Raw genomic sequence first — 16,366 nt, 5'->3', positions numbered from 1 at the left:
GGGTATGCGCGGAAGTTTGTAAAGGAGGCGAGATGAGACCTTGGAACGGTTAATAAATTTTGACCCTCAATGGATCAACGACATTGTGATCACGGGAATCAATATTTTTATCCTGTTCTTTGTAATGTCGTATTTCCTCTTTAATCCGGCGCGTGAAGTACTGGAAAAAAGAAGAAAGCGGATCGCAGGCGATCTGGAAACGGCAAAGACGAGCCGCGAAGACGCGCTCGCGCTGAAAGCAGAGTATGAGGATAAAATAAAGTCCATCGACAAAGAGGCGCAGGAAATTCTCGACGCAGCGAGGAAAAAAGCGAAAAAGCAGGAAGCTGATATCTTATCGGAAGCGAGAGAGGAAGCAAACCGCATCGTTGACCGGGCAAACCGGGAGATCGAGCTGGAGAAGAAGAAAGCGCTTGAGGACATGAAGACGGAGATCGTTTCCATTGCGTCCCTGATGGCAGAGAAGGCAGTTGCCGCTTCCATGGATGTAAAGATCCAGGATTCCCTGATCGAGGAGACTTTAAAGGAAATGGGTGAGAGCACATGGCAAAGTTAGTGTCAAAGGTCTACGGCGACGCGCTGTTTGAAGCTGCCATGGAGCGGGATATGCTGTCGCCCGTATATGAGGAAGTACAGTCACTGCAGACGATCCTCATGGAGAATGCAGACCTTGTACAATTTTTGAACCATCCGCAGATCATAAAAGAAGAGAAGTTAAAGGTTGTGGAAAATATCTTTAAAGGAAGAGTTTCTGATGACCTGATGGGATTTCTTGAGACCGTGATCGAAAAGGGACGGCAGAAGGAGCTCCCGAAGATCCTCGACTATTTTGTGAATCGTGTAAAGGAATATAAAAAGATCGGTATCGTAACTGTCACAAGCGCGGTAGAACTCTCCGTGGAGCAGAAGGCCCATACGGAGGCGAAGCTTTTGGAGACCACAGCTTTTGTGAGTCTGGAAGTTACCTATAGCGTCGAGCCTGCGATCCTCGGCGGACTCGTGATCAGGATCGGTGACCGCGTGGTGGACAACAGCATCAGGACAAGACTCGGGGAGATCCGGAGAGACTTAATGAAGCTGCAGCTGGCGTGATCCCGGCGGATCCAGGACTGGAAACAGCAGTCCGGCAGCAGAAATAATACTGAACAGTTACGTGATGAAATGGAAAAGAAAGAAGGTGCAGACCTCAAATGAATTTAAAACCAGAAGAGATCAGCTCGGTCATCAAAGAGCAGATCGAAAGATATTCGACGAAGCTGGAAGTCTCTGACGTGGGTACTGTCATCCAGGTAGCGGACGGCATTACACGAATCCACGGTCTTGAGAATGCCATGCAGGGAGAACTTCTGGAATTTCCGGGAGAGGTTTACGGCATGGTGTTAAACCTTGAGGAGGACAACGTCGGAGCGGTTCTGCTCGGTGATTCCTCAAGCATCAGTGAGGGAGACACCGTAAAGACGACAGGACGTGTCGTTGAGGTTCCTGTGGGCGATGCCATGACAGGACGTGTCGTGAATGCCTTAGGACAGCCTATCGATGGAAAAGGTCCGATCCTTACGGATAAATTCAGAAAGATCGAGCGTGTTGCCCACGGTGTTATCGAGAGAAAATCCGTAGATACCCCGCTTCAGACAGGTATCAAGGCGATCGATGCCATGGTTCCGATCGGACGCGGACAGCGTGAGCTTATTATCGGCGACCGTCAGACTGGTAAGACGGCGATCGCGATCGATACAATTATCAATCAGAAGGGACAGGGAGTTCACTGCATTTATGTTGCAATTGGACAGAAAGCATCAACCGTTGCGACAATCGTGAAAACTCTTGAGGAGTTCGGCGCGATGGATTACACGACGCTTGTCGTATCCACAGCTTCTGACCTTGCCCCGTTACAGTATATTGCCCCGTATTCCGGCTGCGCAATCGGTGAAGAGTGGATGGAGAACGGCGAGGATGTTCTTGTCGTTTACGATGACTTAAGTAAGCATGCGGCGGCATACCGTACCCTGTCCCTGCTTCTTAAGAGACCGCCGGGACGTGAGGCATATCCGGGCGATGTTTTCTATCTGCATTCCAGACTGTTAGAGCGTGCGTCCAGACTTTCCGATGACCTTGGCGGCGGTTCTCTTACCGCACTTCCAATTATCGAGACGCAGGCGGGTGACGTATCGGCCTACATTCCGACAAACGTCATCTCCATCACAGACGGACAGATCTACTTAGAGACCGAGATGTTCAACTCCGGTTTCCGCCCGGCGATCAATGCGGGTCTTTCTGTATCCCGAGTTGGCGGCGCGGCACAGATCAAGGCGATGAAGAAGATCGCTGCCCCGATCCGTGTGGAGCTTGCCCAGTACCGCGAGCTCGCTTCCTTCGCCCAGTTCGGTTCCGAACTTGATGCCAGCACGAAGGAACAGCTAGCCCAGGGCGAACGCATCCGTGAAGTTTTAAAGCAGCCGCAGTATCAGCCGATGCCGGTCGAGTATCAGGTCATCATTATCTATGCGGCGACAAAGAAATATCTCCTCGATATTCCGACAAATCAGGTTCTTGATTTCGAGAAGGAACTGTTTAAGTTTATCGATACAAAGTATCCGGAGATCCCGGCAAGCATCCGCGAGGCGAAGCAGCTGATACCGGAGACTGAAGAATTGCTGAAAAAAGCTATTGAAGAGTGCAAGGCAGCAAGATAAGGCAGGTGATGTATCATGGCAACCATGAGAGATATTAAACGAAGGAAATCCAGTATTGAGAGTACCGAGCAGATTACCAAAGCCATGAAACTTGTTGCCACTGTAAAACTCCAGAAATCCAGAACGAAGGCGGAAAATTCGAGACTGTACTTCAATCTGATGTACCAGACGATCCAGGAGATGCTGAAGAAATCCACCGGGATCCGGCACCGCTATTTAAAGAGCGGCGATTCGAAGAAAAAGGCAGTTATCGTCGTTTCTTCCAATCGCGGACTTGCCGGCGGATATAACTCCAACATCATCCGTCTCGTGACGGAGAGCGGGATCCCGAAAGAGGATGCCCTCATCTTCGCGATCGGGCGGAAAGGACGCGACGGACTCGCAAGGAAAGGCTATGAGATCAAAGCGGATTACTCCGATGTGATCGACGAGCCGCTCTACTCCGACGCGCAGCAGATCTCAAAAGAGCTTTTAGCCATGTTTGAGAAGAATGAGATCGGAGAGATCTATCTGGCGTACACGGCGTTCAAAAATACCGTAAGCCAGATCCCGACGTTCTTAAAGCTTCTGCCGGTGGATCTTGCGGCAGCAGGGCCAAAGGGCGAAGTAAAAGAAGAAAAGCCGGATCTTCTCATTATGAACTATGAGCCGGACGAGGACGAAGTTCTGGATGCAATTATTCCGAAGTATGTGAGCAGCCTGATCTACGGGGCATTCCTAGAGGCCGTTGCCAGTGAGAACGGCGCGCGAATGACTGCAATGGATTCGGCGACGAACAACGCGGAAGAGATGATCGGAAAACTGTCGCTGCAGTACAACCGTGCGCGTCAGGGATCTATCACTCAGGAGTTGACAGAGATCATCGCGGGCGCGAATGCCATCGATGGTTAAAAAGAAATATGAGTAATTATTTGGCAAACTTGTGTACTTGCGGTGTTGGAGGTAAAAGACAGCATACAGGAGACAGAAATCAGTCGGCATGATGTGCTGGAATGGATTTTTACCGCTGGCTTGAGTGGCTGAATAGTTATGATAGAGACAAGGAGAAGTGAGATGGCAGAGAAAAACATTGGTAAAATTACTCAGGTCATCAGTGCCGTCCTGGATATCAAATTTCCCCAGGGCGGGCTGCCTGAGATCAATGACGCCATTGAGATCACCACAAAGGATGGCGGGATCCTCACGGTTGAGGTTGCCCAGCATCTCGGTGACGATACGGTAAGATGCATCGCTCTCGGTCCCACCGACGGTCTTGTCCGCGGCATGGATGCCGTAGCGACCGGTGGACCGATCATGGTGCCGGTCGGTGAGCAGACACTTGGAAGAATTTTCAATGTTCTGGGACAGCCGATCGACAATAAAGAAGCTCCGAAGACGGAGAAAAAGCTCCCGATCCACCGCAAAGCCCCGAGCTTTGAGGAACAGTCCACAGAGACAGAGATCCTTGAGACAGGTATCAAGGTCGTTGATCTCCTCTGCCCGTACCAGAAAGGTGGAAAGATCGGTCTGTTTGGCGGTGCCGGTGTAGGTAAGACAGTTCTGATTCAGGAGCTGATCCGAAATATTGCGACAGAGCACGGCGGATATTCCGTATTTACAGGCGTTGGTGAGCGTACCCGTGAGGGAAATGACCTTTACTATGAGATGTCCGATTCGGGCGTTATCAATAAGACGACCATGGTGTTCGGCCAGATGAACGAACCGCCGGGATCCCGTATGCGTGTGGGCCTTACCGGTCTTACCATGGCAGAGTATTTCCGTGACGAAGGCGGAAAAGATGTGCTGTTATTCATCGACAATATCTTCCGTTTCAGTCAGGCCGGTTCCGAGGTATCAGCGCTGCTCGGACGTATGCCGTCAGCCGTAGGTTACCAGCCGACCTTACAGACGGAGATGGGCGCCCTTCAGGAGCGGATCACCTCCACAAAGAACGGTTCCATCACATCTGTACAGGCAGTTTACGTTCCGGCTGATGACTTAACAGACCCGGCTCCGGCAAATACCTTTACCCATCTGGACGCGACGACCGTACTCAGCCGTTCTATCGTAGAGCTTGGTATTTACCCGGCTGTAGATCCGCTTGAGTCTACGTCCCGTATCCTTGATCCGCGTATTGTTGGTGAGGAACATTACAAGGTTGCCCGCGGCGTACAGGAAGTGCTGCAGAGATATAAGGAGCTTCAGGATATTATCGCAATGCTCGGTATGGATGAGCTTTCTGAGGAAGATAAGCTTACCGTATCCCGTGCGAGAAAGATCCAGAGATTCTTATCCCAGCCGTTCTTTGTAGCCGGACAGTTTACCGGTCTGGAAGGCCGATATGTTCCGCTTTCCGAGACGATCCAGGGCTTCAAGGAGATCCTCGAAGGCAAACATGACGATATTCCGGAGAATCTGTTCCTCAACGCAGGAAATATTGATGATGTTCTCGCCCGCGTGAAATAGGGGGTGTGGACATGGCGGAAATGATGAGACTTCAGATCGTTACGCCGGATGAGGCGTTTTTCGACGGAGAGGTTTCGATGGTGGAGCTCAACACGGCAGACGGGGAAACCGGAATCTATCCGAAGCATATCCCGATGGTCGTCGCGGTTGCGCCGGGCGTTCTTAAGATCCACGGGGCAGACGGCGTGAAAAAAGCGGCGCTGCTTTCCGGATTTTTACAGATCCTGCCAGAGAAGGTGACGATCCTCGCAGAAGCCTGCGAGTGGCCGGAGAATATTGATGGAAAGAGAGCCAACGAGGCCAGAATCCGTGCAGAGAGACGTCTGGCGGAAAAGAATCCACAGACCGATATTGATCGCGCTGAAGCCGCTTTGAAGCGGGCGCTGGTGAGACTGTCGCTGGTGGATGGAAACTAAAGATAGAACTGTGAAACGCAGTGGAAAATAAAACAGCATGTCGGGAAGAACGCTTGTAAGCAGGACTTACAGGAGACTTTCCGGCATGCTGTTTTATATTATGATGTTGGAGACAAAAGGTATTTTGGCGCGGAGCTTATTTTTTCCGCCTGGAAAGCAGCGGCTCACTTACCCCATCAAGTCCCACAAGCGCGAAGATCGCCGCAAGGACTCTCTGAGATCCCTTATAGGCGTCTTTGCTGTCATACCACTCGTCAACGGAATGGCAGGCACCGCCTTTTCCGCCTCCGCCGACGCAGATCGCAGGGATTCCAAGGCTGATCGGGATATTTGCATCCGTACTTCCTGCGCTTTCATATTCTACAGTCTCATTGCATGCCTCAAAAGCTGCTGCCGCCGCGCTCACGATCTCACAGTCCTTCGGCTGGCTTCCCGCCGGACGGTTTCCGATCTGTTTTACTTCCACAGTGATACGTCCGTTGTGATCAAAGCTGTCCTTAGATTCTTCGTAGGAACGCTCGGTTTCCCAACGGTTATTTTCATCCTTGACCGCACGTTTGATACAGTCCTGAAGCTTTGCATCAAGCTCTTCAAGCTCCTTTAAGCCATTGGAACGGATATCGACAAGCATGGAACATTCATATGCGATGGCATTGATAGAGGTTCCGCCGTTTACGACACCGACGGAGAAGGTAGTCTTCGGTTCTCTCGGGGTGCGGAGCTCAGAGATATAGGAGATAGCACGCCCCATGGCAAAGATTGGATTGACAAGACCGAAGGCACCGAAGGAATGTCCACCCGGTCCGCGGAAGGTTACCTCGTAGCGGTGGCTTCCGGTGCCGCCGTGGCAGATCAGACAGCCTGCTCCATCAACGGAGATAAAACCGTCAACCTTGTCGGCATTTTGTGAGAAGAAGTGGCGCATGCCGCGGAGGTCTCCGAGACCTTCCTCGCCGACGTTGCCTCCGATGATGATATCACCGACCGGTTTTAAGCCGGATTCTTTGATGGCTCTTGCCAGCGTAAGGATCTCAGCCAGTCCGCGGGTATCATCGCCGATTCCGGGTGCGTAGATCTTTGTTCCTTCGCGTTTCACCGGGAGCGGAGTTTCCGGCGGGAATACAGTGTCCAGATGAGCGGAGACATAGAGAGTCGGACCATTACCGGTTCCATGGATATGGGCGTATACGTTGTGGACCTCATCCATCACCGGATCGAGATCTGCCTCGGTCAGAAGCTCTTTAAAACGGATCGCGCGCTTCTCCTCAAATGGGCTGAAGGAGGAGATCTGAACAAGCTCGATCTGCTGGTCGATGGTGTGCGCTTCATCCTGTTTCAGGTATTCGAAGGCGTGAGCCATCTTGTCGGACGTTATAAGTGTCTGAATCGCTTCTTTCATGTGGGAACCATCCTTTCGATTTGTATATGATAGAAATATCATAGCGCGGAAAAGAAAATTTGTAAATAAAACAGAGAAAACTAATAATTCTGTAAATATAGTTTATATAGGAAATATCGTCAGAGAACAAAAGGAAAAAGAGGGCAGGAAAAAAGTATCGGTTTGAATGAGCCGGGAGTAAAAAATAAAAAGGACGGGGAAATGTGTGCGGGACAGGCTGTAGAAAAAATAAAAAGCAGGTTCTGAAACGATAGCGGAGATGAACCGCATACCAGAGCAGAACCTGCAAGTTTACGTTTTATTCCAGATGGTTACACTTAGTTACTTTTACTGATCATTTGTAAACTTCATCTTATCAAAAATATAGAAAATCAGGCTTAAGATCATGCCGACAACACATGCAAGGACCATACCTGTGAGCTGCACATTGCCGAAATTCACCTTGATCCCGGAGAGGCCGGTTACAAAGATCACGGCAGTCAGGGCCTGGTTTCTGTTTTTGCCGTAGTCGACCTTGGAGTCGACCAGAATACGGAGACCGGAGGTTCCGATCATACCGTAGAGCAGGAAGGAGATTCCGCCGATGACCGGTCCCGGGATCGTCTGGATCAGGGTCGATAATTTCCCGATAAAGGAGCAGATGATGGAGATCACGGCTGCTCCGGCGATGACCTGAACACTGTAAACCTTTGTGACAGCCATAACGCCGATGTTCTCACCGTAGGTGGTCGTCGGTACGGAACCGATGAGTCCGGAGACCATGGTGGAGAAGTTGTCACCGAAGATGCTGCGGTGAAGTCCCGGATCCTTTAAGAGGTCGCGGCCGACGATCTTACTTGTTACAACTTGATGTCCGATATGCTCGGAGGTGATGACCAGGATGACCGGCATGATGATCATGATCGCTTCCATATTAAATTTTGGAGCGGTGAAGTTCGGGATCGCAAAGATCGGGGCAGCGGCAACCGCAGAGAAATCAACAATCCCACATGCAACGGCAGCGACATATCCGGCAATCACGGCGATCAGGATCGGGATAACAGATAAAAATCCCCGGAACAGGACAGAACCGAAAACGGCAAAGCCAAGTGTTACGAGGAACACGATCAGATTCTTCGGATCAATGGTCTCGTCCAAGAGTCCCGCATTGCTTGCCGCGCTGGAAGAGAGCTCCAATCCGATCAGGGCTACGACCGGCCCCATGGCAGCAGGCGGGAGAACGACGTCGATCCATTTATATCCGATCTTATAAATGATGAATGCGAGGATACATCCGACGAAACCGACGGCAACGAATCCGCCGAGGGCATATTCATAACCGAATTTTGCGATCACGATGCCGGCCGGGGCGAGAAATGCGAAACTGGAACCGAGATAGGCGGGAGCTTTTCCCTTTGTGATAAAGATAAACATGAGAGTTCCGACACCGTTCATGAAAAGAACGATCGCGGGATTGATTCCGAATAAGAACGGAACGAGAACGGATGCGCCGAACATGGCGAACATGTGCTGGATGCTCAGGGGGATCAGAAGGTTAAAGGGAACCTTTTCGTCCACCTGAATGATCTTATGGCTTTCCATACGGGACCTCCTTGAGAATAATTGGTTTTTTAGTACTTGCGCCTGCGCCGGACGTTCCCGGTTTTAGGCATTTTTTCTATTCTATCACATTCCTGTTATTTGTCCAGAAAAAATCAGGGGGAAATTGCAGGAAAGGATATGAAGTTAACGAATTTCTGGGCTTCCGCTCTTGACAAAGCTTTGGAATCTCCATATAATGACCCATATAGCCGCGTTAAAGCATGCGGTATATAATGGAAAAGCGATGAAGGGAACAAGTAGGGAAATGACCTGCTCCGCACAGAAAGCTGCCGGTGGATGAGAGGCGCGCGGACTTCTTTTTCTGAATACATCCCGGAGCTGCACACCGAAAGCGTGAACGGAGATATCCGGAGAATGTGAGTAGGCTGTGACGGAACTGGCACCCGTTAGAAATGCCGGGGTCTTTTATGATGAGGACTCCATGAGCCGGAGCGTGTGAGCGTTTCGGGAACATCAGGTGGTAACACGAGCGTATGCCTCGTCCTTTTGGGAAACAAGGGACGGGGCTTTTTTGTACCTGCAAGGAGAATGTTCAGTGCCGGAGTTGCCGGACTGGACTGAGACTGAAAGAGTCAGGCAGCAGGAGAAAGAACGCTTCGTCCGGATAGCAGGTCTTCATATAAAGACCAACACAGGCGGAAGAAACGAACATCCGCAGAAAATTACAGAAAAGGAGTAGACAAAATGGGAGTTTACGAAGAGTTACAGGCCCGTGGATTAATCGCGCAGGTCACAAACGAAGAAGAGATCCGTAAAATGGTAAACGAGGGAAGGGCCGTATTCTATATCGGCTTTGACCCGACTGCGGACAGCCTTCATGTTGGACATTTCATGGCACTCTGCTTAATGAAACGTTTACAGATGGCTGGAAACAAGCCGATCGCGCTGATCGGCGGCGGCACCGGAATGGTCGGAGATCCGTCCGGACGTACCGATATGAGAACTATGATGACGGTTGAGACAATTCAGCACAACTGTGACTGCTTTAAGAAGCAGATGAGCCGTTTCATCGACTTCTCCGAAGGAAAAGCCATGATGGTAAACAACGCTGAATGGCTTATGAACTTAAATTACATTGATTTCTTAAGAGAGATCGGACCGCACTTCTCCGTCAACAACATGCTCCGCGCGGAGTGCTATAAGCAGAGAATGGAGAAGGGCTTAAGCTTCTTAGAGTTTAACTACATGCTGATGCAGAGCTACGACTTCTACGAGCTGTTCCAGAGATACGGCTGCAACATGCAGTTCGGCGGCGATGACCAGTGGAGCAACATGCTCGGCGGTACAGAGCTGATCAGAAGAAAACTCGGCAAGGACGCGCACGCAATGACGATCACACTGCTCTTAAACTCTGAGGGCAAGAAGATGGGTAAGACCCAGTCCGGCGCTGTATGGCTTGATCCGAATAAGACAACTCCGTTTGAGTTCTACCAGTACTGGAGAAACGTCGGTGACGCAGACGTATTAAAGTGCCTGCGCATGCTCACATTCCTTCCGCTTGAGCAGATCGATGAGATGGACAAATGGGAAGGCAGCCAGTTAAATCAGGCGAAGGAGATCCTTGCATACGAGCTTACAAGCCTTGTTCACGGCGAGGAGGAAGCAAAGAAAGCACAGGAGAGCGCACGTGCATTATTCGCAGGCGGCGCTGCGGCAGAAATGCCGACAGCAGAACTTTCCGACGCAGATCTTTCTGATGGTTCGATCGACCTCCTTTCCATCGTACAGAAATCCGGCCTCTGCGCGTCACGTTCTGAGGCGAGAAGAAACGTAGAGCAGGGCGGCGTTTCCGTAGACGGTGAGATCGTGAAGGATATTAAGGCTGTATACACGAAAGAGCAGCTTTCCGGTGAAGGAATCGTTGTAAAGCGCGGTAAGAAGAACTTCAGACGCGTTGTAGTCAAATAGTTACTTTTCATGGGAGGAATTTTCTGAACTGAAAATTCCGTATGATATCGTTATGACCGCGGATTTTGCCGATTCGGAATGCGAAGTATCAGCAAAATCCTGTTACAGTGCGCGGGCATGGAGTGCCCGTGTACTGTAACGTTAAATAAAAAAACTCCCTTTTTACAAAAGTGTGTCTGATGCATACTAACTCATAATTATACGAAACACCACACTTTTATTCATTTTCTATTCATTTCCGGCTAATGGGTATTCATTTTTACTCTAAGTTATCATGCAATTTATTAGAATGGAATTTTTGAAAGAGCCAGCACCTTGAATGGGCTGACTCTTTCAATGTCACTTGTAATTGACAAACTGGAATTTTCAAATTAGTCTTTGCAAATAACCTTTGAATCTTCACCATCAATTACAATTCCCTGACGGTTGTTAATTGGGCATAGATTCAAATCCGAAAACTCAGTCATTATTTTCTCGGTAACTTTCTTAAATGGTGCTGTAAGATAATGCGGAAGAACATAGAAATCAATCAAATCAATCCCTGCATCATCTTCTTGTGAGTAGTCCTCCGGCTTTTCATCCATTTGCTCGATATATTGAATGCTTGGAGCGCATATAATTGCGCCTGCCGACTCGCCGATCATCAATTTTCCATTTGCCAATTCCTTTTTCAGCAGTCCATCAGTTCCCGTTTTACGGAGCTGGTCCATAAGAAAGAAAGAATTTCCGCCAGTAAAATATATCACATCTGCTTCTTCAAAAACAGACTGTATCGTTGAATAAGCCTCCGTTGAAATATCAATTTCAGTTACGATCGCTCCCAACTTTTTGAATAATTTTCGAGCCGAGCCGACATAACCGGTGTAGCCTTCACGCAGTGAAGCTGTTGGAATAAATGCGACTTTCTTATTTTCAATTTCTTCCTTTATCAGACTTCCTACACTTGAAAAGTGCGAACATAAAAATAATTTCATCAATATTCTCCTTTATAAATTTCGATTTGTATAACAGTAGTCTAACACACGTTGTTTAAAAATACTACAGCCAAGTTAATGTCTGTAATTTGCCCTAAAATCTCATTTTATGGAATTTGGACTACTTGATTTTCTAATTGCATATGCAATTCGTGAAATGTATCATTATACTGTTGATACATCAGACACACAAATGTAAATAGGGACTAAAAAAATAAGCTGCGCAGGGGACTGGATTTAGTTCCCTGCGCGTGTTAATATAGAGACATCTGGAAACGGATATTTTCAGATCATGACTGTGAAGATATCAGCAGTTATTGAAAATCCAAAACTGAAGAGACGGACAAACTGCGCTGTCGGTAAATGGCGAAGCGGTTCCGCCGGAATGGAGAAAATATGGATATTTTAAACGAAGCGAAGAAAAATTTCGACTACATGGTAAGGATCAGAAGACATATGCACGAGTATCCGGAAAACAGCGGTGTTGAGTACGAGACAGTAAAATATATTGCCTCTGAGCTTGATGCGCTGGGAATCGAGCATGTAGTTGTTCCGGAAGGTGGTATTATCGGACAGATCCACGGCGGAAAACCTGGAAAAACCGTTCTTCTTCGTGCCGATATGGACGCACTTCCGATCAAGGAGAGCAAGACAAACCTCACAAAGGAAAAGGTCTGCATCTCTAAGAACGATGGAATCTCCCATGCCTGCGGACATGACGCCCACACAGCGATGCTTCTCGCTGAGGCAAAGATCTTAAACGAGAATAAGGAAGACTTAAACGGCAATATCGTCCTCCTCTTTGAGCGCGGCGAGGAAGCCGGCGGAAATATCAGAAATCTACTTCCGTATGCCGTTGAGACAATGAAATTAAAGATCGATACCTGTATGGCAACACATGTAAAATGGGATGTTCCGACAGGAACGATCTCCGCGGAGCCGGGCGCGGTATTCTCCGGTGCATACGGATTTATCATCAAGCTTCACGGCCAGGCCGGTCACGGATCCCGTCCGGATCTTGCCCACAGTGTTTTAGACTGCTTCAACAATATCTATAACCATATCAATATGATCCGCATGAAATATGTGGCTCCGACGGATATCCTGACCTGCTCCGTTGGTTTCGTAAACTGCGGAACCGTCCGCAACATTATTCCGGACGAGCTGACCTTCGGCGGTACGATCCGTACCTTCAATGTTGACGGTGCAGGAACTCCGTTTGTAAAACAGATGATGGATGTAGTCGAGAAAGAGTGCGAGCTCTGCCAGTGTACATATGAAATTCTTCATATGCCGGATCCACTGTTCGAATGCCAGAACAACGCAGTCTGCAGCGAGATCGCGAAGAACGCAGTAAGAAAATATATCGGTGAGGATGCTGTTACGGTTGCACAGCCGTGGATGGCATCTGAGAGCATGCAGGCATGCTTAAAGCTCTGGCCGGGTATCATCACCTTCACAGGTATCCAGAGCGAGGAGGCCGGAACCGGTGCAAACCATCACACACCGGAATTCGATGTGGATGAGCGCGGCATGATCTACGGTGTTGCAGCAGCACTTGGATATGTGAAAGATTTCTTAAACTACGACAAGGAGATTCCGTTCAAGCCGTTCGAGGGAACCTTAAAGAATCTGGTTGAGAGAAACCTGTAGAAGTTGCAGAAATAGTAAAAAATTATCCATTAATGGATAAAAAGGCCGAATAGCAATAAAAAGACCGGTTTATCAAGAAGAAATTTGATATGCCGGTCTTTTTGCGTACATACGTGGGTACTGAGTTAAAGCCTGTGTTTGTACGAGAGATTGGCAATTGTCAAGCGGATATTCGCAATCCGCTTTGCTGCTTGCTCATAACCGAATAACTGCTCCGCAGTTTATCAGAAGGAGCTTGCACTCCTCCTGATACAAGCAAGTCCCCACCCACTGCTTATTGCTTTTCGCAATTGAAGCTAGGACTTACTTGATTCGGTTAAAAAGACAGGGGCAATAAAAGCTGATAATAAGCCCCGTGTTCCGGCACAGCGCGGTTTCCGGCGGTAATGGATCCGCCAAGATAGTGGATGCCGGTCCATACAATCGAAAGACCAATTCCATTTTTTCCACCATCACCCTTATAAAAACGTTCAAAAATATGAGGGAGATCTTTTTCCAGGAATCCTGGACCATCATCCTGTATCAGAAGGATCAGCGAGTTACCATCTGTACTCATACGGATCAGAATCTCGTGATCGGCATATCGCAGACAGTTTGAAAGAATATTTTGTATCACCCGCTTCAACAATTCCGGATCCGTGTGGATCATTAGTGGGCGTGCAGCTTCAAGATGTATCACGCAGTCCCTTCGGATCGTACTCATGATATCCACACACTCATCAAGAAATTCCATGACTTCCAGATCTGTCGGATGCAGGTCAAATGTGTGACTGTCCATTTTTGAGAGAGAAAGAATGCTTTCTACAAGGTCAGTCATGCGCAGACTTTCAGAAAGAATGATATTGGCAGCTTTCTGATGATCCTTTATGACATTGGAAACGATCCCCTGGGAATACCCGGTGATAGACGCAAGCGGCGTTTTCAGATCATGGGAAGCGTTTTGAAAAAACTGTCTTTTTTCTTCCTCAGATCTTCGAATCATTTCTTCCATCTGGTTATAGGAGCGTTTTAAAGCTTCCAGTTCATTTAAAGAATAGGAATCCTGGATCTGTGCGTCTGTTTCTCCATTGATCCTCTGGATCTGGAGACAAAGATGCTGGATCGGGACAGAGATGGTTCTTGCAATTCCCCATACTAAAAAAGATGATAAAAACACAGAAGCGAGTAAAATCGCAAGATACAATTTCCATGTATAATTCCAGAAAACAGATGAATCCGGAATTTGGACAACAGAAACAAAATACTTTGCCCGTACAGGTGTACTGGACGGAAACACATACATACTGATGTACCAGAAGTCTTCAGAAAGTAAAATCCGGGACGTTTTTCCGGAAATCAGTTCACCTGACTGGATCATCCGGCGGCACTGTTCCTCCAAAGCAGATATCGGATAAATATTCCGGTCATTACTGGATTTAGGGAAGACAAGTTTTTGCTTGGAATTAAAAACCAGAAATATACCATTATAAGGTTGATCTCTGAGCTGTAGCCGGACAGAACGAAGCAAAGCTTTTGAAAATGCGCGCGTATTTTCCTTAGAATCTGAAGAAGTGTAAGCCGGGTCAGTGCTCAAACGATCCGACTCCGACTGAACCATCCTGATCAGATGCTCTGTTTCTTTTCTGGCAGTGTACTGTACATACCAACGGGAAGAAAGGAAAAAGGTGATTCCGACTCCGAAAGTCATCATAAAAATCACAAGAAAAGCTGCCGAAAATAAACGTGTCTGGATACTCTTTCCAATCATATTGATTCGATCCCTTCTGGCCTTCGTTCGCTCATTCGATAACCAAAGCCCCATACCGTCTCGATCAGGGCAGTAGATCCGAACGAAAGTAGTTTTTTTCGAAGCCGTTTAATAAAATCCTCCGGTATATCTGCTTCCGGATCAGGACCTTGAAAATGCCAGATCTGTTCGGCTAATTCTTTTTTAGAAACAGCGTTATCTGCCCGTTGTATCATATACAGCAGAAAATCAAATTCTGTCGGCGTTACATTGAGATCATGTTCCTGAATTGTGACTCTGTGGCTGACAGGAAAAAGAACCAGATTTCCACATACAAACCGGGTGACAGGATCGGTCATGCCGGCATCGTAAAAGTGTGGATCAGACCGGCGGAATAATGCCTTTACCCGCGCAACGAACTCTAATGGAAGAAAGGGCTTTGTAATATAGTCATCGCTCCCGAGAGTGATTCCCATAACACGGTCGAGCGGCGTATCTTTGGCAGATACAAAAATAATGGGAACGTGGCTTTGACGACGGAAATAGGTACATAGACTGAGACCGTCGATTCCGGGCATCATGATGTCGAGGATCAGCATATCGGGTTCTTTTGCGGAAAAGGCCTGACAGGCTTCCTGACCATCTTTAAACGTCTCTACTGTAAAGCCTTCATTTTCAAGAAATAGCTGCATCATTGTACGGATATTTGACTCATCATCTACTACATAGATTAGTTTTGACATGATAAATTACCTCATTTGTATTTATGTTTTCATATTAACAGGAAAGTTTAAAACCGTAAATGATTGCCGCATTTTTGCCACACAGGTGAACTGGTAATGCACACAGGGATAGCGGTATGATAAACACATAAAATAATTTAACCGAATCAAGTAAGTCCCCTGATTTAATTGCGAAAAGCAATAAGCAGTGGGTGAGGACTTGCTTGTATCAGGAGGAGTGCAAGCTCCTTCTGATAAACTGCGGAGCAGTTATTCGGTTATGAGCAAGTAGCGAAGCGGATTGCGAATATCCGCTTGACTGATGGAGGTAACAAGATGAAGAAAGGTTTAAAAATTTTATGCGCGGCGTTATCGCTTACTGCAATCATGTCCTTCTCTGCGTTTGCGGCTGAGACAAGAAAAGAATATAGGGCGGAAGCGGAACCGATCCGTACTGAGATGAAAGCGATGGAGGAGCAGATGGATGCTCTCAGGGAATCCAATAAAAATTCCATGGAACATTTCAAGAATATTCATCTGAACAAAAAGGAGACAGGAGAGCTTCCGGTTGATAAGAGTGTGTGGAAAGAGGCAAAAACACTTCGTGGGAAAATAAAAATGATCCGTGAGGAAAACGGGGATTCCCAGGTAAAAAATCTTCGCGCAGAAGCGAAGGCGGCTGCCGAGAACAAAGATTTTGACACAGCAATTCTAAAATTAAAAGAAGCAGAAAAAGAAAAGGAAAAACGTCTGGAAATGCTGAAAGAGATCAATAGCATTTGGAAACAGATTGATGATCTTCTTTCTTCCGGGCAATAAGTGGAGAAA

15 protein-coding genes are annotated in these 16,366 nt (G+C 47.8%); 10 read left to right on the top strand and 5 right to left on the bottom strand.

The annotated features are described in order from the left end of the window. Positions 1–40 precede the first annotated feature (40 nt). The 6 genes from atpF to atpC all read left to right on the top strand — a co-directional run bounded on the left by atpF (position 41) and on the right by atpC (position 5,554). On the top strand, positions 41–556 hold the full coding sequence (gene atpF / locus DW677_RS06730; protein ID WP_117483491.1) for a F0F1 ATP synthase subunit B: 516 nt from the start codon (positions 41–43) through the stop codon (positions 554–556). Continuing rightward, positions 544–1,092: an ATP synthase F1 subunit delta gene (atpH, locus tag DW677_RS06725; RefSeq protein ID WP_117566723.1), complete on the top strand. Its 549-nt coding sequence runs from the start codon at positions 544–546 to the stop codon at positions 1,090–1,092. Before atpF ends, atpH begins: the two co-directional genes overlap by 13 nt. A 98-nt stretch (positions 1,093–1,190) precedes the next feature. Further along, on the top strand, positions 1,191–2,693 hold the full coding sequence (atpA, locus tag DW677_RS06720) for a F0F1 ATP synthase subunit alpha (protein WP_117566722.1): 1,503 nt from the start codon (positions 1,191–1,193) through the stop codon (positions 2,691–2,693). A gap of 15 nt (positions 2,694–2,708) precedes the next feature. After that, the gene (gene atpG / locus DW677_RS06715) at positions 2,709–3,584 is read left to right on the top strand and encodes an ATP synthase F1 subunit gamma (protein WP_021904593.1); all 876 of its coding nucleotides are present in this window, start codon (positions 2,709–2,711) and stop codon (positions 3,582–3,584) included. 162 nt (positions 3,585–3,746) lie between these two features. Beyond that, complete coding sequence (gene atpD, locus DW677_RS06710; protein ID WP_117469054.1) at positions 3,747–5,138, top strand: F0F1 ATP synthase subunit beta; 1,392 nt, start codon at positions 3,747–3,749, stop codon at positions 5,136–5,138. Between the two features lie 11 nt (positions 5,139–5,149). Next, positions 5,150–5,554, top strand: a complete 405-nt coding sequence (gene atpC, locus DW677_RS06705) for an ATP synthase F1 subunit epsilon (RefSeq protein WP_117503119.1) — start codon at positions 5,150–5,152, stop codon at positions 5,552–5,554. 136 nt (positions 5,555–5,690) lie between these two features. On the opposite strand, the gene DW677_RS06700 is transcribed toward atpC, so the two are convergent. Next, positions 5,691–6,953, bottom strand: a complete 1,263-nt coding sequence (locus DW677_RS06700; RefSeq protein ID WP_181968317.1) for a M20/M25/M40 family metallo-hydrolase — start codon at positions 6,951–6,953, stop codon at positions 5,691–5,693. Positions 6,954–7,280: 327 nt separating this feature from the next. After that, positions 7,281–8,534, bottom strand: coding sequence for a uracil permease (gene uraA / locus DW677_RS06695; protein WP_117503121.1), 1,254 nt, complete (start codon positions 8,532–8,534; stop codon positions 7,281–7,283). Positions 8,535–9,090: 556 nt separating this feature from the next. Between uraA and DW677_RS18275 the strand changes: the two genes are divergently transcribed. Next, the gene (locus DW677_RS18275; RefSeq protein ID WP_181968316.1) at positions 9,091–9,234 is read left to right on the top strand and encodes a hypothetical protein; all 144 of its coding nucleotides are present in this window, start codon (positions 9,091–9,093) and stop codon (positions 9,232–9,234) included. Positions 9,235–9,239: 5 nt separating this feature from the next. Then, entirely contained in the window at positions 9,240–10,463 is a 1,224-nt protein-coding gene (gene tyrS / locus DW677_RS06690) for a tyrosine--tRNA ligase (RefSeq protein ID WP_015553064.1), read from the top strand. 371 nt (positions 10,464–10,834) lie between these two features. Here tyrS and DW677_RS06685 read toward each other — a convergent pair whose 3' ends face one another. Continuing rightward, entirely contained in the window at positions 10,835–11,437 is a 603-nt protein-coding gene (locus tag DW677_RS06685; protein ID WP_007888235.1) for a Type 1 glutamine amidotransferase-like domain-containing protein, read from the bottom strand. A 396-nt stretch (positions 11,438–11,833) separates the two neighbouring features. Between DW677_RS06685 and DW677_RS06680 the strand changes: the two genes are divergently transcribed. Continuing rightward, positions 11,834–13,090: an amidohydrolase gene (locus tag DW677_RS06680; RefSeq protein WP_242992120.1), complete on the top strand. Its 1,257-nt coding sequence runs from the start codon at positions 11,834–11,836 to the stop codon at positions 13,088–13,090. A gap of 316 nt (positions 13,091–13,406) precedes the next feature. On the opposite strand, the gene DW677_RS06675 is transcribed toward DW677_RS06680, so the two are convergent. Next, positions 13,407–14,447 (bottom strand): HAMP domain-containing sensor histidine kinase, encoded by a 1,041-nt coding sequence (locus DW677_RS06675; protein WP_181968315.1) that lies wholly within the window; start codon positions 14,445–14,447, stop codon positions 13,407–13,409. Between the two features lie 386 nt (positions 14,448–14,833). Further along, the gene (locus tag DW677_RS06670; RefSeq protein ID WP_117566718.1) at positions 14,834–15,559 is read right to left on the bottom strand and encodes a response regulator transcription factor; all 726 of its coding nucleotides are present in this window, start codon (positions 15,557–15,559) and stop codon (positions 14,834–14,836) included. A 315-nt stretch (positions 15,560–15,874) separates the two neighbouring features. Between DW677_RS06670 and DW677_RS06665 the strand changes: the two genes are divergently transcribed. Continuing rightward, the gene (locus DW677_RS06665) at positions 15,875–16,357 is read left to right on the top strand and encodes a hypothetical protein (protein WP_117566717.1); all 483 of its coding nucleotides are present in this window, start codon (positions 15,875–15,877) and stop codon (positions 16,355–16,357) included. The last annotated feature ends 9 nt before the right edge of the window (positions 16,358–16,366 follow it).

Source organism: Clostridium sp. AM25-23AC, assembly GCF_003435125.1.
Lineage (GTDB): Bacteria > Bacillota > Clostridia > Lachnospirales > Lachnospiraceae > Pilosibacter > Pilosibacter fragilis.
This window is presented reverse-complemented; position numbering and strand designations above follow the sequence as displayed.

Coding starts and splice junctions, on each gene's coding strand:
- DW677_RS06670 (WP_117566718.1), bottom strand. CDS start 15,559: ATGTCAAAACTAATCTATGTAGTAGATGATGAGTCAAATATCCGTACA.
- atpG (WP_021904593.1), top strand. CDS start 2,709: ATGGCAACCATGAGAGATATTAAACGAAGGAAATCCAGTATTGAGAGT.
- atpC (WP_117503119.1), top strand. CDS start 5,150: ATGGCGGAAATGATGAGACTTCAGATCGTTACGCCGGATGAGGCGTTT.
- DW677_RS06685 (WP_007888235.1), bottom strand. CDS start 11,437: ATGAAATTATTTTTATGTTCGCACTTTTCAAGTGTAGGAAGTCTGATA.
- atpD (WP_117469054.1), top strand. CDS start 3,747: ATGGCAGAGAAAAACATTGGTAAAATTACTCAGGTCATCAGTGCCGTC.
- DW677_RS06700 (WP_181968317.1), bottom strand. CDS start 6,953: ATGAAAGAAGCGATTCAGACACTTATAACGTCCGACAAGATGGCTCAC.
- uraA (WP_117503121.1), bottom strand. CDS start 8,534: ATGGAAAGCCATAAGATCATTCAGGTGGACGAAAAGGTTCCCTTTAAC.
- DW677_RS06665 (WP_117566717.1), top strand. CDS start 15,875: ATGAAGAAAGGTTTAAAAATTTTATGCGCGGCGTTATCGCTTACTGCA.
- DW677_RS06675 (WP_181968315.1), bottom strand. CDS start 14,447: ATGATCCAGTCAGGTGAACTGATTTCCGGAAAAACGTCCCGGATTTTA.
- tyrS (WP_015553064.1), top strand. CDS start 9,240: ATGGGAGTTTACGAAGAGTTACAGGCCCGTGGATTAATCGCGCAGGTC.
- atpH (WP_117566723.1), top strand. CDS start 544: ATGGCAAAGTTAGTGTCAAAGGTCTACGGCGACGCGCTGTTTGAAGCT.
- DW677_RS06680 (WP_242992120.1), top strand. CDS start 11,834: ATGGATATTTTAAACGAAGCGAAGAAAAATTTCGACTACATGGTAAGG.
- atpA (WP_117566722.1), top strand. CDS start 1,191: ATGAATTTAAAACCAGAAGAGATCAGCTCGGTCATCAAAGAGCAGATC.